This window comes from Algoriphagus winogradskyi, from assembly GCF_900182815.1.
Taxonomy (GTDB): domain Bacteria; phylum Bacteroidota; class Bacteroidia; order Cytophagales; family Cyclobacteriaceae; genus Algoriphagus; species Algoriphagus winogradskyi.
Map to the genome: position 1 here is coordinate 77,040 of NZ_FXUA01000010.1, position 24,253 is coordinate 101,292.

General features: G+C 40.5%; 16 protein-coding genes. 7 read left to right on the top strand and 9 right to left on the bottom strand.

Annotated elements, in window-relative coordinates:
* The first annotated feature begins 56 nt into the window (after positions 1-56).
* Complete coding sequence (locus QOL76_RS19770) at positions 57-2,291, top strand: S9 family peptidase (protein WP_283414690.1); 2,235 nt, start codon at positions 57-59, stop codon at positions 2,289-2,291.
* Position 2,292: 1 nt separating this feature from the next.
* Here QOL76_RS19770 and QOL76_RS19775 read toward each other — a convergent pair whose 3' ends face one another.
* From QOL76_RS19775 to QOL76_RS19785, 3 genes are all read right to left on the bottom strand, one after another.
* Positions 2,293-2,475: a CPXCG motif-containing cysteine-rich protein gene (locus QOL76_RS19775; protein WP_283414691.1), complete on the bottom strand. Its 183-nt coding sequence runs from the start codon at positions 2,473-2,475 to the stop codon at positions 2,293-2,295.
* Between the two features lie 73 nt (positions 2,476-2,548).
* The gene (gene clpB / locus QOL76_RS19780) at positions 2,549-5,167 is read right to left on the bottom strand and encodes an ATP-dependent chaperone ClpB (protein ID WP_283414692.1); all 2,619 of its coding nucleotides are present in this window, start codon (positions 5,165-5,167) and stop codon (positions 2,549-2,551) included.
* Between the two features lie 430 nt (positions 5,168-5,597).
* The gene (locus QOL76_RS19785) at positions 5,598-6,854 is read right to left on the bottom strand and encodes a dipeptidase (RefSeq protein WP_283414693.1); all 1,257 of its coding nucleotides are present in this window, start codon (positions 6,852-6,854) and stop codon (positions 5,598-5,600) included.
* Between the two features lie 170 nt (positions 6,855-7,024).
* Between QOL76_RS19785 and QOL76_RS19790 the strand changes: the two genes are divergently transcribed.
* The 6 genes from QOL76_RS19790 to QOL76_RS19815 all read left to right on the top strand — a co-directional run bounded on the left by QOL76_RS19790 (position 7,025) and on the right by QOL76_RS19815 (position 14,862).
* Positions 7,025-8,752: an alpha/beta hydrolase gene (locus QOL76_RS19790; RefSeq protein ID WP_283414694.1), complete on the top strand. Its 1,728-nt coding sequence runs from the start codon at positions 7,025-7,027 to the stop codon at positions 8,750-8,752.
* A gap of 1 nt (position 8,753) precedes the next feature.
* Positions 8,754-9,638, top strand: coding sequence for an SMP-30/gluconolactonase/LRE family protein (locus QOL76_RS19795; RefSeq protein WP_283414695.1), 885 nt, complete (start codon positions 8,754-8,756; stop codon positions 9,636-9,638).
* A gap of 320 nt (positions 9,639-9,958) precedes the next feature.
* Positions 9,959-10,960: an acyl-ACP desaturase gene (locus QOL76_RS19800; protein WP_283414696.1), complete on the top strand. Its 1,002-nt coding sequence runs from the start codon at positions 9,959-9,961 to the stop codon at positions 10,958-10,960.
* Between the two features lie 92 nt (positions 10,961-11,052).
* Positions 11,053-12,357 (top strand): M20 family metallo-hydrolase, encoded by a 1,305-nt coding sequence (locus QOL76_RS19805; protein ID WP_283414697.1) that lies wholly within the window; start codon positions 11,053-11,055, stop codon positions 12,355-12,357.
* Between the two features lie 46 nt (positions 12,358-12,403).
* Positions 12,404-13,942: a carbon-nitrogen hydrolase family protein gene (locus tag QOL76_RS19810; RefSeq protein ID WP_283414698.1), complete on the top strand. Its 1,539-nt coding sequence runs from the start codon at positions 12,404-12,406 to the stop codon at positions 13,940-13,942.
* A gap of 65 nt (positions 13,943-14,007) precedes the next feature.
* Positions 14,008-14,862, top strand: coding sequence for a pirin family protein (locus QOL76_RS19815; protein ID WP_283414699.1), 855 nt, complete (start codon positions 14,008-14,010; stop codon positions 14,860-14,862).
* On the opposite strand, the gene QOL76_RS19820 is transcribed toward QOL76_RS19815, so the two are convergent.
* From QOL76_RS19820 to QOL76_RS19845, 6 genes are all read right to left on the bottom strand, one after another.
* Complete coding sequence (locus QOL76_RS19820; RefSeq protein ID WP_283414700.1) at positions 14,863-15,636, bottom strand: Rossmann-like and DUF2520 domain-containing protein; 774 nt, start codon at positions 15,634-15,636, stop codon at positions 14,863-14,865.
* Positions 15,637-15,721: 85 nt separating this feature from the next.
* Positions 15,722-17,119, bottom strand: a complete 1,398-nt coding sequence (lpdA, locus tag QOL76_RS19825) for a dihydrolipoyl dehydrogenase (protein WP_283414701.1) — start codon at positions 17,117-17,119, stop codon at positions 15,722-15,724.
* Positions 17,120-17,222: 103 nt separating this feature from the next.
* Positions 17,223-18,764, bottom strand: a complete 1,542-nt coding sequence (gene odhB, locus QOL76_RS19830; RefSeq protein WP_283414702.1) for a 2-oxoglutarate dehydrogenase complex dihydrolipoyllysine-residue succinyltransferase — start codon at positions 18,762-18,764, stop codon at positions 17,223-17,225.
* Positions 18,765-18,851: 87 nt separating this feature from the next.
* Positions 18,852-21,644, bottom strand: coding sequence for a 2-oxoglutarate dehydrogenase E1 component (locus QOL76_RS19835; RefSeq protein WP_283414703.1), 2,793 nt, complete (start codon positions 21,642-21,644; stop codon positions 18,852-18,854).
* Positions 21,645-21,886: 242 nt separating this feature from the next.
* Positions 21,887-23,551 carry a patatin-like phospholipase family protein gene (locus QOL76_RS19840; protein WP_283414704.1) on the bottom strand — a complete coding sequence of 555 codons (1,665 nt, stop codon included), beginning with the start codon at positions 23,549-23,551 and terminating at the stop codon, positions 21,887-21,889.
* A gap of 190 nt (positions 23,552-23,741) precedes the next feature.
* A complete protein-coding gene (locus QOL76_RS19845; RefSeq protein ID WP_283414705.1) occupies positions 23,742-24,251 on the bottom strand; it encodes a hypothetical protein in 510 nt (169 codons plus the stop codon).
* Between the last annotated feature and the right edge of the window lie 2 nt (positions 24,252-24,253).

The window sequence follows — 24,253 nt, forward strand, 5'->3', positions numbered from 1 at the left end:
AAAAGTATTGGGATATTCCCTTATTTTTGAATACTTCAGTTTAAACCAAATAGTTCATGCGTTTTCCTACCCTATTTCCTTGCACAATATTTCTTTTCTCTCTAGTCAGTACTTCCACATTTGCCCAGCAAAAAGACCTACTCACCTTAGAGCGGATCTATGCCTCAAGTGAATTTCAGCAGGAGAGACTTCAACCGATTCAGTGGATCGAAAATGGAGCCGCTTATGTGACTGTGGAGAAAGGAAATGAATTGGCAAGATGGGATAGCAAGAGTTTAGAAAAAAGTGTCTTTGTTCCTGGCTCAGCACTGCAAAGCAGTGGTAAACCAATTAATATAGAATCTTTCAGCCTTTCTGATGATGGATCAAAAGTCTTGGTATTCACTAATTCCAGCAGGGTTTGGAGATCCAATACTAAAGGAGACTATTTTGTATATGATTTAGTAAGCAAAGAATTGAAGCAATTGGGAAGTGAGTTTGAGCCCTCATCTCTGATGTTTGCAAAGTTTTCCTCAGACAATTCAAAGGTTGCCTACGTACAGAAATTCAATTTGTATTTAGAAGATTTCGTGACAGGAAAAGTCACTCAGTTGACAGTTGATGGCACAGATAAAATCATCAATGGAACATTCGATTGGGCGTATGAAGAAGAGTTTGGTAAAAGAGACGGTTTTCAATGGAGTCCTGATGATAAGTTCATTTCATACTGGCAGATTGACGCATCGAAAATCGGCACTTTTTACATGATCAATAATACCGACTCGGTCTATTCTAAGCCTATCCCACTGCAATATCCAAAAGTGGGACAAGAGCCGGCTGGTGCCAAAATCGGATTGGTAGACATGGTGACGAAGCAAACCAAATGGATTCCAGTTCCGGGAGAGGAAAAAGAAAATTACCTGCCCGGGATGCAATGGATCAACGCCGATTTGCTCCTCATCCAGCAGATGAATCGAAAGCAAAACTTACTGACCATTTGGACTTTCAAACCATCCACTTCTGAGCTGAAGAAGATTTATACTGAATCTGAAGAAACTTGGGTTGACTTGGCCTATCCGGATCTTTCTAAAAATGGCTGGAGCGACAATAGTTTACCAATTGTAGATGGTGGAAAAGCTTTTCTCCGAATGACAGAAAAGGATGCATGGAGGCACATATATAAGGTAAATATCAGCAATGGACAGAAAACACTAATTACCCCTGGAGCTTTTGATGTAGCCTCTTTTGGGGGAGTTACTGATAAGGAAGTCTATTTTATTGCATCGCCAAACAACCCTGTTCAGCGCTACCTTTATGCGATTGATTTGGCAGGAAAAGGTAAACTTAGAAAAGTTACTCCAGAGTCCTTTTCAGGTGTAAACACTTATAATATTGCTCCTAATGGAATGGTAGCGGTGCATAGTCACCAAAGCACTAACGATCCTTTGAGTGTAAGATTGGTATCTCTACCTAAGCATGATATCGTAAAAAATCTGGTAGAAAACACTGCCTACAAACAGAAACTGGCTTCTCTCAAAACTCCAGAAATCAAATTCACTACCGTGACTACTTCAGAAGGTGTGACGCTAGACGCAAGGGTTATTTATCCAATTGATTTTGATGAGACAAAGAAATACCCTGTGCTATTCCATGTCTATGGTGAACCTTGGAGCACAGTGGCGACGGATACGCAAGTCGGACTTTATAATATTATGCTTGCGCAAAAAGGATACTTCATCATCGACATGGACAATCGGGGCACGCCGACTCTCAAAGGAAGTGCATGGAGAAAAAGTATCTACCGAAAAATCGGCGTGATCAATGCCCAAGATCAAGGTTTGGCAGCAAAGGAATTACTGAAGCTTCCTTATCTTGATGAAACAAGAGTAGCTGTTTGGGGATGGAGCGGCGGTGGATCTATGACGCTTAATCTAATGTTTAAATTCCCCGAAATTTATCAGACAGGAATGTCCGTGGCAGCGGTTTCCAATCAGCTCATCTATGACAATATCTATCAAGAGCGCTATATGGGATTGCCTCAGGAAAACATGGAGGACTTCGTAAATGGATCTCCTATCACCTATGCCAAAAACCTCGAAGGAAATCTTTTAATCGTGCATGGCACCGGCGATGACAACGTGCATTATCAAGGAGCCGAAATGCTTATGAACGAGCTGATCAAGCACAACAAGCAATTCCAAATGATGCCCTATCCAAACCGTTCTCATGGGATTTATGAAGGGGAAGGCACATCACTGCATTTATACACTTTGTTGACAAATTATTTGTTAGGACACACGCCAGTTAATTAAGTTATTGGTCAATAGATTTTGCCTCAAAAGAAATAATTCCTCCTTCCTCTACTGCAAATTGAATTTCAATCGGGTTGCAGCAAATCTCACAGTCTTCTATATATTTTTGGTCAGGGACCGAAGGATCAATCAGCATAGAGATTTCACCTACACAATAGGGACATTGGAAGAAGTGTTCAAGCATCCTTTAATTTAACTAAAATAAAAACCCTCGAAGCTACATACTCCGAGGGTTTAACTATAACTACTAACCTAAATTACACCTCTATTTCAGCATCTACATTCTTAAAGTAGACTTGCTTATCTGCATCAAGATCAACCAATACAGCTGAATCATTTTTGATATAGCCGGATAAGATTTGTTTGGAAAGCTCATTTAAGATCAATCGCTGCATAGTTCTCTTTAGCGGTCTGGCCCCGAAGTTGGCATCAAACCCCATTTCCCCAAGGTAATCCAAGACCTCCTTGGTCGCTTCGATTTCGATTCCTGATTCAGATAATCTATGCTGAATCTCTCTCCATTGTATATCTACGATTTTGCGAATGATCCCCTTATTCAATGGTTCAAACATTATCGTCTCATCAATTCGGTTAAGAAACTCAGGCCTTACGGACTTCTTCAACAAATCAAACACCTCAGCTTTTGTCTTTTCCAAAACATCTTCCTTGTTCCATTCCTCCATCTCAGCAAATCGCTCTTGGATCAAATGAGAACCGATATTTGTAGTCAAGATGATAATCGTGTTTTTAAAATTCGCCACACGACCTTTGTTATCGGTCAACCGTCCGTCATCCAACACCTGTAGGAGAATGTTAAACACATCAGGATGTGCTTTTTCAATTTCATCCAGCAAAATTACAGAATATGGTTTTCTACGAACCGCCTCAGTCAACTGACCACCTTCATCATAACCCACATAGCCTGGAGGCGCTCCCACCAATCGGCTTACTGCATGCCTTTCCTGATATTCGGACATGTCGATCCGAACCATGGAATTCTCATCATTGAACAGGTATTCGGCCAAAGCTTTTGCAAGTTCAGTCTTTCCGACACCTGTAGTACCCATAAAGATGAAGCTACCAATCGGCCGTTTTGGATCCTGCAGGCCAGCACGGCTTCGGCGAACTGCATCAGATAATGCTGTGATTGCCTCTTTCTGACCAGCGACTCTTTTTCCAAGCTCTTCCTCCAGATGAAGCAATTTCTCCCGCTCAGATTGAATCATTTTATTCATTGGTATGCCAGTCCATTTAGAAACAACCGCGGCAATATCCTCTTGATCAACTTCCTCTTTGAGCAAAGGCGAACCGGCCTGCATTTCTTTCAATTGGCTTTTGAATGACTCCAATTTCTGCTCGGCCTCCCCGATCTTCCCATATCTGATTTCAGCGACTTTACCAAAATCTCCTGATCGTTCCGCCTGCTCAGCTTCAATTTTATAATTGTCAATTCGCTCCTTTTCTCTTTGGATCCCAGTAATAACAGCTTTTTCACTTTCCCACTTCGCTTTAACATTGTCACGCTTTTCAGCGAGTTCAGCTAGTTCTTTGCTCAAAACTGTCTCTTTATCTTTGTTCTTTTCCCTACGGATAGCTTCTCGCTCGATCTCCAGCTGCATGATTCTACGATTTAACTCATCCAATTCCTGAGGCAATGAATCAATTTCCATTCTCAATTTAGCGCCAGCTTCATCCATCAAGTCAATTGCCTTATCCGGCAAGAAACGATCTGAAATGTATCGCTGAGAAAGCTCAACTGCGGCTATCACAGCGTCATCCTTGATACGTACTCCATGATGCAATTCATATTTATCCTTGATTCCTCGAAGGATGGAAATCGCATCGGCAGCATCAGGTTCGTCTACAATTACAGCCTGAAATCTTCTCTCCAGCGCCTTATCTTTTTCGATGTATTTCTGATACTCTTTTAGCGTAGTAGCACCGATTGCATGAAGTTCTCCACGAGCCAAAGCAGGTTTAAGTAAGTTTGCAGCGTCCATAGCTCCTTCTCCACCACCGCCTGCACCAATGAGCGTATGAATCTCATCGATAAAGAGAATAATCTCCCCTTCGGCATCGGTTACTTCTTTTATGACAGCCTTCAATCTCTCCTCAAACTCTCCTTTGTATTTGGCGCCTGCTACCAGCAAACCCATATCCAAAGAAATCAATGTCTTTGATTTTAGGTTTTCAGGCACATCTCCAGATACAATTCTTTGTGCCAGGCCTTCTACAATAGCTGTCTTACCTACTCCCGGCTCGCCGAGTAGAATTGGGTTGTTTTTAGTTCTTCTTGCCAAAATCTGAAGTACTCTTCTGATTTCTTCATCTCGGCCAATCACAGGGTCAATTTTCCCCTTCTTAGCCATTTCATTCAGGTTCTTGGAGTATTTCTCTAGCGCCTGATATTTACTTTCTGCATTTTGATCGGTCACTTTATTTCCTTTTCTAAGTTCTTTAATAGCTTCAATCAATGCTTTTTCTGAAATACCCTGATCCTTCAATAATTGGGAAGTCCCATCTCCTGAGGCCAAAATAGCCAGCAATAAATGCTCTATTGCGACATATTCATCTCCAAAAGTCTTCAGATATTCTTTCGCTTTTGTAAGCACCTGATTAGAATAATTAGATAAATGAGGCTGTTGACCACCACTTACTTTCGGTAGACGCGCCAATTGCTCATCCAATCTTTGAGAAATAAACTGCTTATTGGTCCCAAGTTTCTTAAACAAGAACTCAGTGACATTCTCATCTTCTGAAATAATTCCTTTCAGCAAATGTGCTGGCTCAATGTTGGGCTGACCAGCCGCGGTAGCGAGCTCAAGAGCTTTCTGTATCGCCTCCTGAGATTTTATAGTGAATTGTTTAAAGTCCATAGGTATAGTTGGTTATTAGCAATAGTGGTATCTACAATTAGAAATTTGAGAAGAGTGCCTTAACTTTTCGCCCTTCTCTTATCCCATATTATCAAAACTACTTCCAATTACGTTTTTCGGTCATAATGGCTGGAAAAATTGAGTTTTATACCCTAAAACGGAAATTTTGACAGAATTTTATTTGAAATATGATGGTTTTGGGACATTATGAATATTTAAAACAAGTTTAGTTTACTCATTTTAATACAATCACTATGCGTGATCTAATAATGAAGAGCTGGATTTAGAGCTATCAACAAAATCATTACATCTATTTATTAAATGATAGAAGAACATCTAAAGTATAGTTTAGGGCACAGTTGATTTTAAAAAGTAAAACCCTGCTTCATTTACATGAAACAGGGTTGCATTAAAAATATCTTTCAAATATTTATCCCTTTTGAGAAGCTGCATAATCCTCTACAGCCTGCCATACTCTAAACACATTTTTATAACAGATTTTCTCAATTTCCTCCCTAGAATATCCCCTTTTCAAGAGTTCTGCTATCAAATTTGGATACATGGAAACATCTTTCAATCCTGTAGGAAGGGAATCCCCTACCCCATCAAAATCAGACCCTAAACCTACGTAGTCAATGCCTACCAAGTCTTTTACATAATCTATGTGATCAGCAACTCGTTGCACTGTCGGGAATGGATTATTAGCAGCTGTGTATTCAGAAATATAAGCCTGAGCAGCAGAGTCTCTTCTTGAAAGATTATTTTCTGCCAGATAGTTAACAAGGTGCTCGCGTACGGCCGAACTACCCGCAGCGTAAGCAGAATCAATAAAAGTCCCGCCGAAATTAATCATCATCACTCCTCCATTTTTAGCCATAGCCTGAATAAGCTCATCATTCATATTTCTTTCGAAGCCTGGAGTAAACTTTCTAACTGAAGAGTGAGAGGCAATTACGGGCACCTTTGTGATAGCTAATGCATCCTTAAAGGTATCATCAGATACATGAGAAAGATCGACCATAATTCCCACTCGATTCATCTCAGCTACTACCTGCTCTCCATATTCGCTCAATCCATTATACAGACGAACTGTATCATAACTACTATCACCAATTAGGTTCGCTTTTCCGTGAGTTAGTGTGATGTAGCGAATACCTCTTCCGTGAAAATATTCAACATTAGAAATATCATCTTCTAGTGCAGATCCATTTTCCATACCCATCGGAAGAGAGACTTTGCCAGAAGCAAAATTAGCCTCAACATCGGCTGGGCTATATGCCATAGCAAATTGATCTGGGAAAGTCTCTGCCAATCGCTCAGTCATTAGAATAAGTGAATCAGCCAAAGCTTTAGAGGATCCTGGGGTCTGCTGGAGCCCTGCGGGAATGTAGATAGACATGAAAGGCGCATCCAGACCACCTTCTTTTGCTCTTGGAAAATCAAAATTGCCATCCGGTGTACGAACTGATACATCCAAAATCTCACGCTGCAGTGTGAATCCACCTACTTTCATCCGGTAGGGTAAATCTACATGGCCATCTACCATGATAGTCTCATGCGCCATTTGGGTGGCGACTTCAAGGCGTTCCTCATCAGATAAAGTTGTGTAATCGACTGCTACTTCTTCTTTTGGGGCACATGAAAATACCATTGTAGCCATCATGGCAAGATTTAAATACTTTCTCATAAGTTGGTGGGTTGATTTATAGCGTAAGATAAGGTGTTTTTCTATTTGATATCCAATTAATCCATCAATGGCATTCTGAACCAAATAATCGCCAATTTTAAACCATAAAAAACCCAATCACCCCGAGAATTAATGGGAAATATGTAAATTCCAATACAAAACCACCCATCATGAAACAATTCATCTATTACGCCTTGATGCTTTTTGCTAGTTGGGCCTGCACATCTATAAACGAATCTCAAATCGAAATCGAAATTGATGAATCCGTGCAAGCCGACCTAAAAGATGGTAGAGTACTTTTAATTTTTTCTACAGATAGCACCTCAGAACCTAGATTTGGCATCAGTGACAATGTAAATACAAATCAAGTTTTCGGAATGGACTTTGAAAATTATGAAGCTTCAAAACATATCCTTTTCGACAATGAAAGTTTTGGATACCCAGTAGAAAACCTCAAAGATCTGGAAGAAGGTTTCTATTACATTCAAGCTTTTATTCAAAAACACGACACCTTCAAAAGAGCTGACGGGCATACTGTAAAACTTCCAATGGATCAAGGAGAAGGAAGGCAATGGGCGCGGGCTCCTAAAAACATATACAGCACTCCAGTAAAAGTAGAATGGAAAAAAGGTCAAAAGCTAAGCTTGACGATTGATAATAGTATCCCAGAAGTCACCCAGCCCGAAGACACAAAATACATCAAGCACATTAAATTCAAATCAGAAAAACTTACAGAATTCTGGGGAAGAGACATGTTCCTTGGAGCAAACGTTCTACTTCCAGAAGGTTATGATGAAAACCCAAATGAGTATTATCCTTTGATGATTTCCCATGGACATTTTCCTTCGGATTTTTCAGGATTTAGAACAATCCCACCCGACCCCAACCTTGCTGAAGATGATTACAGTGCACGATTTGGAATCTATGGCTATGAAAAAATTCAGCAGCAAGAAGCCTATGATTTTTATCAAAAATGGATTTCGCCTGACTTCCAGCGCTTCATTATTATTGAGATCCAACACGCAAACCCCTATTATGACGATAGCTATGCAGTCAACTCTGCCAATCTAGGACCATACGGCGATGCTATTACCTATGAATTGATTCCCCATATTGAGGAAAAATTCCGAGGTATAGGCGAAGGCTGGTCACGCTTCCTTTATGGGGGATCCACTGGAGGATGGGAAGCTTTAGCTGTACAGGTTTTTTATCCTGATGAATATAATGGCTGTTTTGCAGCATGCCCAGACCCAATTGACTTTAGGGCTTATACTTCTATTAATCTCTATGAAGATCAGAATGCTTACTATCAGGAAGGAGAATTCCGAAAGACTCTTCGTCCAAGTCACAGGGATTATTTAGGCCATATTTCAGCTACTGTGCAAGATATGAACCATAAAGAACTGGCTATCGGGGGCACCAAAAGTAGATCTGGAGACCAATTCAATATTTGGCAAGCTGTTTATTCTCCAGCTGGAGAAGATGGCTATCCAAAACCCATTTGGGACAAATATTCCGGAGAAATCGACCCGCAAGTAGCTTCTTATTGGAAGGAAAATTACGACCTTCGTTATATTATGGAGCAGGACTGGGACACTTTAGGTCCAAAACTTGAAGGAAAAGTAAACATATTCTGTGGAGATATGGATAATTATTACCTGAATAATGCTGTTTACTTGACTGAAGAATTTTTGGAACAAACTCAAAACCCATATTATGCCGGCACCGTCGCATACGGCGATCGTGCCGAACATTGCTGGAATGGAGATCCTACATTACCCAATTATATTTCAAGACTTAGGTACAACACCCTCTATCTTGAAGAAATAGGTGAACGCCTAAAAGATACAGCTCCTGCAAATTTCAATCAATACAACTGGACCTTAACTAAAAACTAATATGAAATCTACAACATTTAAACTTGGTCTTCTTGGACTTTCAAGCGCAGTCCTAATCGCGAGTTGCTCTTCCCCTAAAACAGAAGAAACAACCGAAGAAGTCGTGGTAGAAGAGGTAAAAACCCCCACATTAACCAAAATCTGGGAAACTGATTCTACCTTAACTACTAACGAATCTGTTTTATATGATGCTACTACAGGTAAAATTTATGTTTCCAATATCGAAGGTCAACCTACAGATAAAGATGGTAAAGGATCTATTGCCATCATTGATAAACAAGGAAATATAGTCACTCAGGAGTGGGTCACTGGTCTAAATGCTCCAAAAGGAATGGGTATTGCAAATGGAAACTTGTATGTAACTGACATTGATCAATTGGTCGAAATCAATTTGGTAACAGGAAAAATCTCCAATAAATACCCAATAGAAGGAGGACAGTTTCTTAACGATTTGGCCACATACGAAGGCAAAGTTTACTTTACAGACATGAATACTGGTAAAGTACATATGCTTGATGGGGGTGCAATTTCTACCGTAACTGAAGGCCATGAGTCTATCAATGGTATTGCTGTCGGAGAAGATGGAGCCATTTATGGGTTAGATAAATCTGGCCTAGTGTCGCTCAATTCAGATGGAACAGCAAATATCATGAATAGCACAGTAACTGGAGGTGATGGGCTTGTTATTTTGGGAGATGGAAATTATGTGGCTTCTCGCTGGGCGGGAGAAATTTACTTTGTAAGTGCAGAAGGTGAGACTTTGCTTTTAGATACGAAAGACGCGTCCTCTAATACAGCAGATATTGGGTTTATACCGGAAGACAACATCATTTTAGTCCCAACATTTTTCAAAAACAAAGTTGTAGCCTATAAGTTGGACTATTAATCCATCTTTTCGCATTAGAGTTAAAAGCCTCCCCTTGGAGGCTTTTTTAAGTTAGGTGAACGAGAAGGTGAAAATTTTCCTTATATTAATAAACATGCATTCAAGAGAATCTCACCCTTTTTGGAGTGCAGAAAAGCAAAACATGCCATATTTTATGAATTTTATCATGTTTTGAATAGTTAAATATCTGTAAGCTGGCTACTTACAGAAAGACAAATCATTGATAGGTACTTTCTATCTGTAATTTGTCCATTTGTGAGTAAATTTGTCCTAATTCAAATCCGTACCGAATCAATTATAATTCGGGCTTAAATTTATCCATGATGAAATCAGGAGAAATAGATTACGAACTAGAAAAGAATATAGAGGTCATATCCCAATTGGATGGTCTCGTTAGTGAAGCGGTGGATAATATTCTGGTTGACCCAGACAAGTGTTGGCAACCTTCAGATTTTCTACCTGACTTTAGCGATCCCGACATACATGATCAGGTGAAATTACTTCAGCAAAGATCTGAGGGAATACCAGATACAGTTTTGACCTCACTCGTAGGTAATATGATTACAGAGGAAGCCCTTCCAAGTTATCAGACCTATTTCAATTTACTTGAAGGCATTAATCCAGAACGTTCACTTCTGTCGCCATCCGGCTGGGTGAGATGGAGTAAGTCTTGGACAGCAGAAGAAAACCGCCACGGTGACCTGCTCAATAAATACCTTTACATGACAGGAAGGGTGGATATGAAAGCCGTAGAGCAAACTATCCACAGGCTTCTTATGAATGGTTTTGATGCCAATACTGGAGGAGATCCTTATCAGGCAATAGTTTATACATCCTTTCAGGAAAGAGCTACCAAGGTTTCTCATGTAAATACTGGCAAACTTGCTGATATCGCGGGAGATCCAGTCCTAGGCAGAATCTGTAAGCAAATTGCGGGTGATGAAGCAAGACATGAAAAAGCTTACAAGAGCTTTATGTCAGCCATTTTTGAAATAGATCCAAATGGAGCAATTATCGCTTTCGAAAAACTAATGAGAAAGCAGATTGTCATGCCTGCCGTATTAATGGGCGAAGGTGGCTCAAACCCTTCTCTATTCACCCAATTCTCAGCTATTACACAGAAAGTCGGGATATATACTGGATGGGATTATGCTAGAATAATTGACCATTTGGTTCAACTCTGGAAAATCGAAAGTCTCACAGGCCTTAACGATGTGGCATCAAAAGCTCAAGATTACCTTGTAAAGCTATCTGATAGATATATGAGGTTAGCAGACAGGATGAAAGCTCCTGAGGAAGTAAAATTAGCATGGCTTAAATAATCAAAAAATTCTCCTAAAAAATCCTTTCCATACTGGAAGGGATTTTTTGTTTGCATCTACTATAATTATCTTATCGTACTAGATTCTACCTTATGAAACATATTTTTATTAAGCTCTTTTCCATTTGCCTTCTTACAGTTTTTTTTGGCGCAGACGTCTACTCTCAGACTATTCAAGTAAACCAAGAACGACTTACAGGCCTAATCCATGAACTTTCTACTTATGGGAAAAATGATGCTGGCGGATCTGATCGAGTTGCCTACAGCACCCATGATATCGCAGCTCGCAAGTTTTTATTGGGAAAATTAGAAAAGCTTGGCCTGGAAGTATCGATTGATTTTGCAGGCAACGTTATCGCAAAAAAGACTGGAAGTAATCCTAAATTAAAGCCCATAGCTTTCGGATCTCATATAGATGAAGTCCCAAACGGTGGAGATTACGATGGACCAGTGGGATCCATGGGAGCTATTGAAGTAATGCAAACATTAATCGAAAACAACGTCACTACACTGCATCCTTTAGAGCTCATTCTTTTCACCAATGAAGAAGGCGGAGTAGTTGGCAGTCGCGCTATTGCTGGACAACTTTCTGCAGCAGCCTTGACAACAAAAAGTAGTAGTGGACTGACTCAATCCGAAGGAATCAGAGCAGTAGGAGGAAATCCAGATCGGATAATGGAAGTAAAGAGAGAAAAGGGCGATATAGCTGCTTTCCTAGAGCTTCACATCGAGCAAGGTGGAAATCTTGAAAAAAACCAAAAGCAGATTGGAGTAGTTGAAGGAATTGTCGCCATAGAATGGTGGCAATTCACTTTTAAAGGGACGGCAAACCACGCTGGAACCACTCCAATGAACATGAGAAAAGACCCTATGCTTCCTGCTGCTAAATTTATTTTGGCAGTGAATGAAACAGTCAATTCATACGCTGGAGCTCAGGTGGGAACCGTAGGGAAAATAGAAGCTTTCCCAGGTGCTGGAAATGTAATCCCAGGTGAAGTAACTCTGAATTTGGAGTTGCGAGACCTTTCTTCTGAAAAAATCTGGAAAATTTATTCAGAACTTGAGAGCAAAGCGAAGACATTTGCTGAGGAAAATGGTACCGAGCTCCAGATTGTACATCAAGAAGTGGCTAGCGAGCCAGCAATGGCTAATCCCGTTATTCAAAAAGCAATTGAAAATTCTGCCTCCACACTTGGTCTGAGCACGATGTATTTACCAAGTGGTGCTGGTCACGATGCGCAGGAAATGGCCAGAATTGGTCCTATTGGGATGATTTTTATCCCAAGTAAAAATGGAATCAGCCATTCCCCGCAGGAATATTCATCTCCAGAGGACATTGCAAATGGAGCGAATGTCTTACTTCAGACCATTCTTAGAATTGACAAAGAATTAGACTAATATCGCACCCAGTTAGCAGCCTAAAATCCACATTCAGTAACTTAACATGGACAATACGCAAGTAGAAAACATATCATTATCCTACCTACAACCTTCTGATTACGCAGATCTCAAATCGGCAATGATCGAAGCATACAGAAGTATGCCTGGTTCGTATTGGAAGGAAAGTCAAATTGAAAGTTTGATCACCAAGTTTCCTGAAGGTCAGGTAGTCATTCGCATCAACGACAAACTAGCTGGCTGTGCGCTTTCGATTATTGTGAGCGACGCTGATCTGGAAGGTGAGCATACATACAAAGATATTACGACGGACTTCACCTTCGACAACCATAACAATGCAGGAGATATGCTGTATGGTATCGATGTGTTTATCAAACCAGAATTTCGCGGATTGAGGCTAGGTAGAAGGTTGTACGATTATAGAAAAGAGCTATGTGAAAAACTGAACTTGAAAGGAATAGTCTTTGGAGGTAGAATCCCAAATTATCACAAGTATGCAGATAAAATGGGCCCAAAGGAATACTTGGAAAAAGTAAAGCTCAAGGAAATCTATGACCCAGTTCTGAATTTTCAGTTAGCAAATGACTTCCACCCAGCTAGGATCATGAAAAACTATCTTGAGGGTGATGCCGCCTCCAGTGAGTTCGCTGTGTTGTTGGAGTGGAATAATATTTTCTATGAAAAGCCAAATAAAAAAGCCTCCACAAATAAGACTATTGTTCGTCTTGGCTTGATTCAATGGCAAATGCGCCTGTATGACAATTTGGATGAGTTGATGCAGCAAGCAGAGTACTTCATCGATGCAGTATCTGGTTATCGCTCAGATTTCGCGCTTTTCCCTGAGCTATTTAATGCTCCGTTGATGGCAGAATTCAATCACCTAAGTGAAGCACAGGCTGTTCGTGGATTAGCAAAATATACTGATGAGATCGTGAAGCGTTTTGCGCAGCTATCTGTGTCCTATAATATCAATATCATCACTGGCTCCATGCCAAAGATCAAGAATGATAAGCTGTACAATGTAGGCTACCTCTGCAAACGTGATGGATCCGTTGAAATGTATGAGAAGCTGCATATTTCACCCTTGGAAGCTAAAGTATGGGGCATGCAAGGCGGAACGCAACTGAAAGCTTTTGATACTGACTGTGGAAAAATCGGAATCTTGATCTGCTACGATGCAGAATTCCCGGAACTAAGCAGAATTCTAGCTGATGAAGGAATGGATATTCTTTTCATCCCATTCTTAACAGATACCCAGAATGGCTATTCCAGAGTCCGCAATTGTGCAATGGCAAGAGCGATAGAAAATGAATGCTACGTAGCCATGGCAGGAAGTGTGGGCAACTTGCCAAAGGTTCACAATATGGATATGCAATACGCACAGTCTATGGTCATTACACCTTGTGATTTCGCATTCCCTAGTAATGGCATCAAGGCTGAAGCCACCCCAAATAGCGAAATGACACTGATTGCAGATGTTGATCTATCCTTGTTGCGGGAGTTAGAGCAATTTGGAAGCGTGAGAAATCGCAAGGACCGTCGAACAGACTTGTTCGAGCTTAGACTCAAAGATATTCCAAAATAAGTTGAATTTAGGCAAACCAAATTCACTTGAAATCAATTACATGTATATACATTAATTGAAATATCATGAGAGCAATTAAAAAAATACATAAAGCAGAATACCGACCTATAGCGGATTTGGTGACATATAGTCCTATGCCTACCAGATCTTTGGATCATTTAGACCCATTTATTTTTCTAAACCATCACGGATTTCAAACTTATCCATCTAACAATGAAGGCTTGCCTTTTGGTCCGCACCCGCATCGGGGAATGGAGACTGTAACTTTTATACTAGCGGGTGATATCATGCACAAAGATTCATCCGGACATGAATCTGTCATCGGACCAGGAGGGGTTCAATACATGACCGCTGGTAGCGGGCTGATACATGCTGAGGTCAGTAGCGATGAATTCAAGAAAAAAGGTGGAGACCTTGAAATTTTACAGCTTTGGCTGAATCTTCCTGCGGATAAAAAGATGATGAAACCGAGCTATATAGGCCTGCAAAAAGAAGAAATTCAAACTTTCGAATTGGATGGAGGAAAAGTAAAGGTCCAGCAGTTGTTCGGAGAATGGGATGGAACTGAAGGTGCTTTTGAGGGAAACTTCCCAATCACGATGAGTACTATTTATTTGGAAAAAGGAGGGGAATTCGAGAAGTCAATTTCTGCTGAAGAGAATATATTCTTCTACCTCGTTAGCGGTACACTCATTGTAAATGGCGAAGAAGTCAATTTCAGAAACTTGGTAGAATTTGAAAATCAAGATGGATCAATATCGGTAGAAGCTAGCGAAGAAGCCATTTTGATTTTAGGCCATGCAGCCCCTTTCAATGAGCCGATGGTTGCTCAAGGTCCATTTGTAATGAACACCACCAAGCAAATCCAAGAAGCCTATGCTGATTACCAAGCCGGGAAATTCGGAACTTGGAACCATTAATTAGCTATCAATAATATCCTGGGAGACTAATCTGTAGATTTCTGCTATTGATTCGTTGTAATTCAAAAAGCGATGATGGTCTTCCAGGGTTTCATAATCCTCCCGAATTGCAGGGCCAGTTTGAGCAGCCTTAGCTCCCATTTGAAGACTTTTTGAAATAGTTTCGATTATCAGCGGTTTAAGCATTTCGAAATCCAAACCTTGCCGGTGCATCACTTCCTCCGCTATTCTAATCATATGATTGGAAAAGTTGCTCGCAAAAACAGCTGCAATATGCATCGCTTTCCTATCCTTTGATCTCACAGTATAAGTCAGAGGGGATAAGCTTTTAGCTAGCTTTCTGAGTTTTTGCAAAGTCTCTTCATCATCTGACTCCAGCAAAAAAGGAACTTCATCAAATTCAATTTTTCTCCCCTTAGTAAAGGATTGCAAGGGATAAAATATGCCTGTGTAGCTGGCTGAGCTATAATTCAAAATATCTAAGCCTACAGATCCAGAAGTATGAACCAGAATAGAATCTTCCGGTAAAATTATCTCATCTGCAACTTCAAGTATCGCAGAATCTTTGACTGCCAAAATGAAAATCTCTGCTTCGCTAGCCGAAAAATCAAGATCATCCTTAGACTCTCCGGCATAAACACGACCAGTGATATTTTCGGCACTTTTTATCGTGCGCGCATAAACCTCTGTGATAACATGTCCGGCATCTTCCAGAGCTGGAGCCAAATGCCAGGCCACGTTTCCCGCTCCAATAATTGCAATTTTGAACTTCATGATGGAAATAACTCATTTTTCCTCAAAAAGAAAAAGCCACTCGAATCTCTCCGAATGGCTTAAATCAGCAAGGGTACTAATTTTATTAAATATGTAGCGCTCTATTATCAGTAGCAGCCAAACAAGCCTCTTTGAAAGCTTCAGTATAAGTCGGGTGAGCATGAGACATTCTGGCGATATCCTCAGCCGATGCTCTATATTCCATCGCAACAACCGCTTCCGCTATCATATCAGCAGTTCTTGGACCGATCATGTGAACGCCAAGGATCTCATCTGTCTCAGCATCTGCCAAGACTTTCACCAAGCCATCAGTATCCATGGAAGCTCTTGCACGGCCTGAAGCCATGAAAGGGAATTTACCAGCCTTGTACTTGATGCCTTTTTCCTTCAATTGCTCTTCGGTATATCCTACGGCAGCTACTTCCGGCCAAGTATAAACTACACCAGGAATCAGGTTGTAGTTGATATGAGGCTTTTGACCTAATATAGTCTCAGCAACAAAGACACCTTCTTCCTCAGCTTTGTGAGCAAGCATGGCACCTTTCACCACATCACCGATTGCATAGATATTTGGCACATTGGTCTGAAGATGATCATTCACCTCCACTTGACCTCTGTCGGTGATTTTCACACCTGCAGCTTCAGTATTCAAGCCATCAGTGTAAGGTCTTCTACCAATTGAAACCAAGACATAATCGCCTTTCACTTCTACCGTTTCACCTTTTGCATTCTCAGCTTTCACAGTCACTTCTTTGCCTTTGCTTTCTACAGAAGTTACTTTATGCTTCAGGAAAAATTCAAAGCCAATTTTCTTCAAGGACTTCTGAAGTTCCTTGCCCATGGTGCGATCCATGGTAGGAATTAATGAATCCATGAATTCGATCACAGAAACCTTCGCTCCCAATCTCGCATACACAGAACCTAGCTCCAAGCCGATAACTCCGCCACCGATTACTACTAGATGCTTTGGAATCTCTTTCAAGTTCAAAGTTTCAGTAGAAGTGATTACTCTGTCTTTGTCTATCTTGATGAAAGGCAAAGTAGATGGTTTAGAACCGGTTGCTATGATGATGTTTTTACCCTGAATGTCAGAAGTAGTACCGTCATCTTTAGTCACTTTCACAGTAGTTTTATCTACGAAAGAACCAACTCCTTGATGAACATCGATTTTGTTCTTCTTCATCAAGTAATCAATCCCATCAGTATTTTGCTTTACCACGTCATTCTTACGGGTAATCATTTGCTTCAAATCTACTTTCAAATTGCTCAACTTAATACCGTGAGTTTCGAACGTATGTGCAGCATTATGATAATGCTCAGAGGAATCCAACAATGCCTTAGACGGGATACAACCTACATTCAGGCAAGTCCCTCCTAGCGTTGGGTATTTTTCAACAATGGCGGTTTTCAACCCAAGCTGCGCACAGCGAATCGCTGCAACATATCCACCTGGACCAGAACCTATAACTATTACGTCGTACATTTTTTTGTCTTTTTAGAGTCTATAACAAAGAGTCAAGACTGTTTAAAATGAGGGCTGAAGTCCTTCAGACCATCGTAAATCGTAATTCAGAAATCGTAAATCCTTAAACTCCGAACAACAATCTTGTCGGATCTTCAAGCAATTCTTTTACTCGAACCAGGAAGCTAACTGACTCACGGCCATCGATGATTCTGTGATCATAAGAAAGTGCCAAGTACATCATCGGAAGGATAACAACCTCTCCATTCACAGCCATTGGGCGTTGAACGATGTTGTGCATTCCTAGGATAGCAGATTGAGGAGCATTGATGATAGGTGTTGACATCATAGAACCGAAGATTCCTCCGTTAGTCAATGTGAACGTACCACCAGTCATTTCCTCTATTGAAAGCTTGTTGTCTCTAGCTTTCATCGCTAATCTTACAACCTCTTTTTCTACCTGATCAAAACTTAGTGTTTCAGCATTTCTGATTACCGGAACTACCAATCCTTTTGGAGCAGAAACGGCAATTGAGATATCACAGTAATCGTTGTAAACGATTTCATTTCCATCAATTTTAGCATTTACTGCAGGCCATTCCTGAAGGGCTACACAAACAGCTTTGGTGAAGAAGGACATGAAACCAAGTCCTACACCATGCTTCTCTTTGAATTGCTCTTTGAATTTGGATCTCAAATCCATGATCGGCTTCATGTTCACCTCATTAAATGTGGTTAACATCGCTGTCTCATTTTTCACAGAAACCAATCTCTTGGCGACTGTTTTTCTCAAAGAAGACATTTTCTCTCTGCGCTCGTTTCTAGAACCAGCAACTGGTGCAGGAGCAGAAGCCGCCGCTGGTTTGCTTTCAGCTTTTGCTGGAGCTGGAGCAGCTTTTTGAGCAGATTGAGCATCTTCTTTGGTAATTCTACCGTCTTTTCCAGTTCCTTTTACAGACTCAGGAGAAACTCCTTTTTCTGCCAAAATCTTCGAAGCTGCAGGAGACGCATGCCCAGTAGCATAGTTTGTATTTCCTGAGGCAGCTGCTGGAGCTGATTCAGAAGAAGATTCAGAACTAGTTGCAGCCGCTGGTTCGCCTTCCGTCACTTCGATTTTACAAATCATTCCACCAATCTCAAGCACATCGCCTTCTTGTGCCACATGGCGAAGGATTCCTGATGCCTCAGCTGGCAATTCAAAAGTTGCCTTGTCAGAATCTACTTCAGCGATGATCTCATCCAACTTCACATAATCCCCGTCCGCTTTAATCCAATTAGCCAAAGTAACTTCGGTGATAGACTCACCTACAGTAGGCACGACCATATCTTTCACTTCTCCAGTAGATTTTGCGCCAGAAGATTTTGCTTCAGTTTTTGGTGCTGATTCAGCCTTAGATTCATCTTTGGTTGGCTCAGACTTGCCTGGTGTTCCGGTTTCGTCGATTTCGCAAATCACAGCTCCGATTTCCAGTACATCACCTTCTTGGGCTTTGATTCTAAGCACGCCCGCAGCTTCTGCCGGCAATTCAAAAGTGGCTTTATCGGATTCCAATTCACACAGAACTTCGTCCATCTGAACTTCCTCTCCATCTTTTTTAAACCATTGTCCGATAGTCACTTCCGTAATGGATTCTCCTACCGCTGGGACTTTAATTTCTTTGCTCATAAGTTTTTCTTTTTTTCTCTTTCTAGTCAAAAAGAGAGGAACAAAATGATACGATTATTTTGGATGTCTTTATAAAAAGAGCTGTAATTATTTCAATTTAAGTGCCTGAGCAACAATATTTTTCTGCTCTTCCACGTGGACTTTATTATATCCTGTGGCAGGCGAAGCACTTGCTTTTCTTGCGATCACCTCCATAGGTAATTCTTTATAAAGGAGTCTTAACATATAATTCCAATAGCCCATGTTAGATGGTTCTTCCTGTACCCAAACTAATTCAGCTTCTGGATAAGCAGACAAAGCATCCAGCATCTGCTTCTTAGGAAGTGGGTGTAGTTGCTCGATCCTAACGATAGCCACATCTTTTACTTTCTCTTTCTCGCGAGCTTCTTCCAAATCGTAGTAAATCTTGCCTGAGCAAAGCACTACACGTTTCACATCCTTAGCATTCACGGTAGTGTCTGGAAGTACTTCTCTGAAAGTACCCGAAGTAAATTCGGAAAGTGGAGAAACTACTTTTGGATGTCTAAGCAAAGACTTAGGCGACATAACAATACATGGCTTTCTGAATTCCCAAGCCAGCTGTCTTCTCAGCAAGTGGAAGAAGTTAGACGGCTCAGTTACGTTAGCGACAACTGTATTGTATTCAGCAGCAAGCTGCAGGAATCTTTCCGGACGTGCATTGGAGTGCTCTGGTCCCTGACCTTCATAGCCATGTGGAAGCAACATTACCAAACCGTTCATTTTTTGCCATTTTGATTCACCAGAGGTGATAAATTGGTCAATCATGGTTTGAGCGCCATTGGCGAAATCACCAAATTGTGCTTCCCAAATAGTCAATGAATTTGGGTTTGCCATGGCATAACCATATTCAAAACCTAATACCGCGTATTCAGAAAGAAGTGAATTGTAGATATAGAATTCACCTTTTCTATCCTTCATTTCCTTAAGAGAATTGTAGGCTTTATTTGTATTGGCATCATGAAGTACCGCATGACGGTGCGAGAAAGTTCCTCTTTGCACATCCTGACCAGTCAATCGAACTGTTTTTCCCTCCAGCGTCAATGAACCGTAGGCAAGCAATTCTGCAGCTGCCCAGTTTAATGATTTAGACTGGAAGAACATGTCTTTACGCTGCTTCAACTGTGCTTCAATCTGCTTAAGCGGCTTAAATCCTTTAGGAATCACAGTAAGCGCTTCAGCTACTTTTTTAATTTGTTCTTCAGTAACTCCGGTCTGTGGAGATTGATCAAAATCCTCCGGCTTAGATCTTCTCAAGTTACTCCATTCTTCTTCGAATCGAGTTGCCTGATATGGAAGAGGCTTTTCCTTTACCAAATTCAAACGATCTTGAAGCAATTGTCTGAATTCCTCATCCATTTGCGAAGCCAATTTAGCTTCCACATCACCACGCTCGGCCAAGCGTTTCACGTAGATTTCTCTAGGGTTTGGGTGCTTTGAAATGATGTTGTAAAGTTCTGGCTGAGTGAATTTCGGTTCGTCAGACTCGTTGTGTCCATGACGTCTATAGCAGACCATATCCACAAAAATATCACGGCTGAATTTTTGTCTGAATTCTGCAGCAAGTTTAGCAGCAAAAACAACAGACTCAGCATTATCACCATTCACGTGAATGACAGGTGCGTCAATGATTTTGGCAATATCAGTACAGTAGATCGAAGAACGGGCATCATCAAAATCGGTAGTAAAACCAACTTGGTTATTGATTACAAAGTGGATCGTACCACCCGTATTGTAGCCTTTCAGATCTTCCATCTGAGTCACCTCATAAACGATTCCTTGACCAGCGATAGCGGCATCTCCATGAATCAAAATTGGAAGTGCTTTAGTATAATCACCTTTATATTCTGAATCGATCTTTGCTCGTAGAAATCCTTCTACTACTGGATCCACAGCCTCCAGGTGAGATGGGTTTGGCGCCAGTTTCAGGTGAACCTTATTTTCAGAATGCGTCACAATATCACTGGAATAACCCATGTGATATTTCACATCACCATCACCCATGGTCAAATCTGGCTTGGCTGTTCCTTCAAATTCAGAGAAGATCTGCTCGTAGGTTTTGCCCATTATGTTGGCCAAAACATTCAGACGGCCACGGTGAGCCATACCAATCATTACTTCTTTTACACCTAGTTGCGAGGAAGTATTAATAACGGCATCCAAGAATGGAATGGTGCTTTCTCCACCTTCAAGTGAAAAACGCTTTTGACCAAGGTATTTAGTGTGCAAAAAGTTTTCGAAAACTACCGCTTGATTTAGCTTCGAGAGGATTCTTTTTTTCTCCTCATGAGTTGGGTTAAATGCTAAAGCTTCTTTTTCTACTTTAGTTTTAAACCAATCCAGCATTTCTGGATCGCGTATATATAAGTATTCAAACCCTACAGATCCTTCATAAATAGACTTCAAAGAATCTAAAATCTTGGAAAGTTTTGCAGAACCGATACCAATCTCGTTTCCAGCTTGGAATTCGGTATTCATATCTTCCTGACCCAATCCAAAGTCCTGAGGGTCAATCAAAGCTTTCCTGTCTCTTCGCTCTCTTACAGGGTTGGTCTTTGATCTCAAGTGAGCTCGAGATCTGTAAGCATGAATCAATGCTCTCACCTTAATTTCTTTAGGCAATTGCTCCATGTCCATAATAGTACCTGGAGTAGCAAGTGCGCCATTTTTGGCTGGAGGAGTAGACTTTCCATTTGATAAAGCTGTGACCTCTTCCTCACCGTAGTTGGTTAGTGCAAAGTCAAAGCCGTCAAAAAACTCTTTCCAGCTTGGGTCGATTGATTCTGGGTCACTCTTGTAAGAAGAGTATAGCTCATCGATATAGGACACGTGAGCATTAGCGATATAAGAAAACTTATCCATTGTTAATTTTTGAAGAAGAAGCCAAAGCTAAGGTCTTAATCCAACAATAAAAAACCGCTTATTTGCCTTTCCGAATATATAGTTTATTCCTAAGCAAATTTCGGGTTTAAATCAGGCAATCCGAACGATTAGGAGGGATTAATCTATCCGGACTCACTATTCAGTTTTGAGAAAAATAACTTTTGACCGAACAATTCTGTTCTATTTGCATCTAATCAAACAGATAATTACTCTCGATCACCCTATTTTCCTACAAAAACTAGAGGGTCGCTTTTAAATTGTTTCCAGTCTTCCAAGAGAGCTTTGTGAAGGCTCTTAACATGCTCAGTTTGATATTCTTCAGGAAGCTTCTGAATGTACTTGATCAGATTGTAACATGTAGTAAACTGACCACAAGCGATAAGGTTATCCTGACGGTGCACTTTTAGGTCTTCGCTATCCCACCAAAGTGTTGTTGGCATCTGCGAAGCTATGAGTGCTGATTCCTTTATTCTCCTCGTAATGGAAACGTCATCAGCTTTTTCCTTTTGCTCTTCATCACTGATCGTGTTTTGTTTTCCATTTAACTGGTAAACAGTGGAAGTTATTCTTCGATTTTCAAACCTAGATGAAGTATAAAGTAGGTCAAAATTCAATCTCCTTATTTGTCTAAGAAATATCTCATTAATCATCAGTAAGGCCGAAGTCCACCTATTTATGATCATTTTTTTAACCTGATTTACTTCCAAATTGGCGAATCTCTCCACGTCATCCAGCAAGGCATGTGGCAAGACATTTTTAACCATTCCCTGCACTTCATTCTTAGCTTTTTTCACTACGTAATCACCCAAAAGCCCCAAGCTAGTTAATACGGCAAATATGCCGATCAACCCACTTGAAATACCATAAAGCAAAATCCAGGTTTTCTCAAAAAATACGTCTAAAACACTTGAAAAAATTAACCCAAAGATCCCTATCAAAAGGCCAATCCAATAAATAGGCTTCAATTGAAGGTGCCCTAGCCAACCTGCAACATAGGAAGAGAACGGTTCTTTACCCTCACTTGAATTTGCGCCTTGATAAGGATTCCAAGGTGGCATAACAAAACCATCTACATCATTCACAATAAGTAGATCTAAAGGAAAACCTTCCTGAGAACTCTTATCAAAATTCACCATGCTGCCAATCCCTTGATTATCCACAATACCTCCATCCATTATACCTACACCCTTGGCAAATTTGGGAACAGTGATCAGGTTAATATATTCTTGACTTTCGTGATTTTCTAAGTAATCATTTGGGAAAATCATGGGCGCAAACCCTACGGGAAAACATGAGGAAGAAGCAATTGCATCGGCAATCCGTATGTCGCTCAATACAGCTTGAAGCTGATCACATTTCAATTCATAATTCCCAAACTTATTAACGTTCTGAAATCTAAAAGTCAACCCATATGTAAATTCAGTAGCATTAAAGCAGACATACTTCAAGTGACCTTGTATTTTCTGCGGCTTTAAATCCTCAAAGCTTTCAGCAACTAGCTTCTCATAATATGTCAATGCAAAGCCATTAATCACTGATCTACTCCTAGTCGTGGTCTGCCAAAATTCATTATCCATAAACTTTGCCGTAGCCTCCCCTACCAGCTTATCTTCCTTTAAAAAAGAATAAAGCTTTGAGTAAAAAGAGGCAAAGGTTTCTCCTTTGGCGTTACTAGCAGCAAAAAGTCCTGCAGTGATTGTCCCACCACTAACAGAGCTAATTGCAATGACGTTTTCTAGAAGTGGTTTACCTTCAAATTCTATTCTGTTTAGATAATCCAAAACCCCCAAGCTGAAAGCTGTAGCTCTGTAGCCACCGCCGCTAAAGCAGACTCCAATGGATTTAAATGGTTTAAGCGTTTCAGAAACCTCCGTTGATTGCGACATAAAAATCTAGTTTTAAAAAGAGTAATGTATTAAAAATGATATTTAATATACTTAATATCAGTGATATAAAATAAATTGAATAAAAAAAGAAGCGCCGATCTGGCGCTGCTCATTTAAATTTTAGCTTCCTCAACTATCTATATTAAACCTAGGATTAGAAGTCTCACCATTCAATAAAAAAGGTTTTCCATTACAAAGAATATCGTAGCGTAAATGCCACTTCATCCTCCCAAAACTTAGTAAAGTCGGTGAAATTATAGGCAGGTTTCCAATACAACCCTACAAAAAAATTACTCTTATTAATGTTGTATTCCACTCCGGTAATTGCATCTATTCCGAACACCTTATAATCCTGATCAATCTTATACACCCAAGGTGGCTCACCTTTTCCATCTTTCCATATTCCGTAATGAGCTCCGCCACCAAAATACCACTCAAGCCCTCGGAATTCTCGAATGTCCATATGGTGCTCATATAATGCAGCTGCTACCCAGCCTTTCCATCTCTTGTAAACAAGCAGGTCAACGGCGCCATTGTAAGAAATAAATTGTTTTATAGTTCCGCCAATATTAGTTCCGCCAGTAATCCCAATCATGGTATTGTAATCTTGGATTTGCGCTTTGGATTCAACTACTGCTGAAAACAAAAGAGAAAGCGTAACAAAAACCACGAGTAAAGTAAATCGCATAGAGTAGCTCATTA

Bases quoted from the DNA above. Each gene is read 5' to 3' on its own strand.
- QOL76_RS19775 (WP_283414691.1), bottom strand. From the start codon at position 2,475: ATGCTTGAACACTTCTTCCAATGTCCCTATTGTGTAGGTGAAATCTCT.
- QOL76_RS19815 (WP_283414699.1), top strand. From the start codon at position 14,008: ATGAGAGCAATTAAAAAAATACATAAAGCAGAATACCGACCTATAGCG.
- lpdA (WP_283414701.1), bottom strand. From the start codon at position 17,119: ATGTACGACGTAATAGTTATAGGTTCTGGTCCAGGTGGATATGTTGCA.
- QOL76_RS19810 (WP_283414698.1), top strand. From the start codon at position 12,404: ATGGACAATACGCAAGTAGAAAACATATCATTATCCTACCTACAACCT.
- QOL76_RS19805 (WP_283414697.1), top strand. From the start codon at position 11,053: ATGAAACATATTTTTATTAAGCTCTTTTCCATTTGCCTTCTTACAGTT.
- QOL76_RS19800 (WP_283414696.1), top strand. From the start codon at position 9,959: ATGATGAAATCAGGAGAAATAGATTACGAACTAGAAAAGAATATAGAG.
- QOL76_RS19790 (WP_283414694.1), top strand. From the start codon at position 7,025: ATGAAACAATTCATCTATTACGCCTTGATGCTTTTTGCTAGTTGGGCC.
- clpB (WP_283414692.1), bottom strand. From the start codon at position 5,167: ATGGACTTTAAACAATTCACTATAAAATCTCAGGAGGCGATACAGAAA.
- QOL76_RS19840 (WP_283414704.1), bottom strand. From the start codon at position 23,551: ATGTCGCAATCAACGGAGGTTTCTGAAACGCTTAAACCATTTAAATCC.
- QOL76_RS19785 (WP_283414693.1), bottom strand. From the start codon at position 6,854: ATGAGAAAGTATTTAAATCTTGCCATGATGGCTACAATGGTATTTTCA.
- QOL76_RS19845 (WP_283414705.1), bottom strand. From the start codon at position 24,251: ATGAGCTACTCTATGCGATTTACTTTACTCGTGGTTTTTGTTACGCTT.
- QOL76_RS19770 (WP_283414690.1), top strand. From the start codon at position 57: ATGCGTTTTCCTACCCTATTTCCTTGCACAATATTTCTTTTCTCTCTA.
- odhB (WP_283414702.1), bottom strand. From the start codon at position 18,764: ATGAGCAAAGAAATTAAAGTCCCAGCGGTAGGAGAATCCATTACGGAA.
- QOL76_RS19795 (WP_283414695.1), top strand. From the start codon at position 8,754: ATGAAATCTACAACATTTAAACTTGGTCTTCTTGGACTTTCAAGCGCA.
- QOL76_RS19835 (WP_283414703.1), bottom strand. From the start codon at position 21,644: ATGGATAAGTTTTCTTATATCGCTAATGCTCACGTGTCCTATATCGAT.
- QOL76_RS19820 (WP_283414700.1), bottom strand. From the start codon at position 15,636: ATGAAGTTCAAAATTGCAATTATTGGAGCGGGAAACGTGGCCTGGCAT.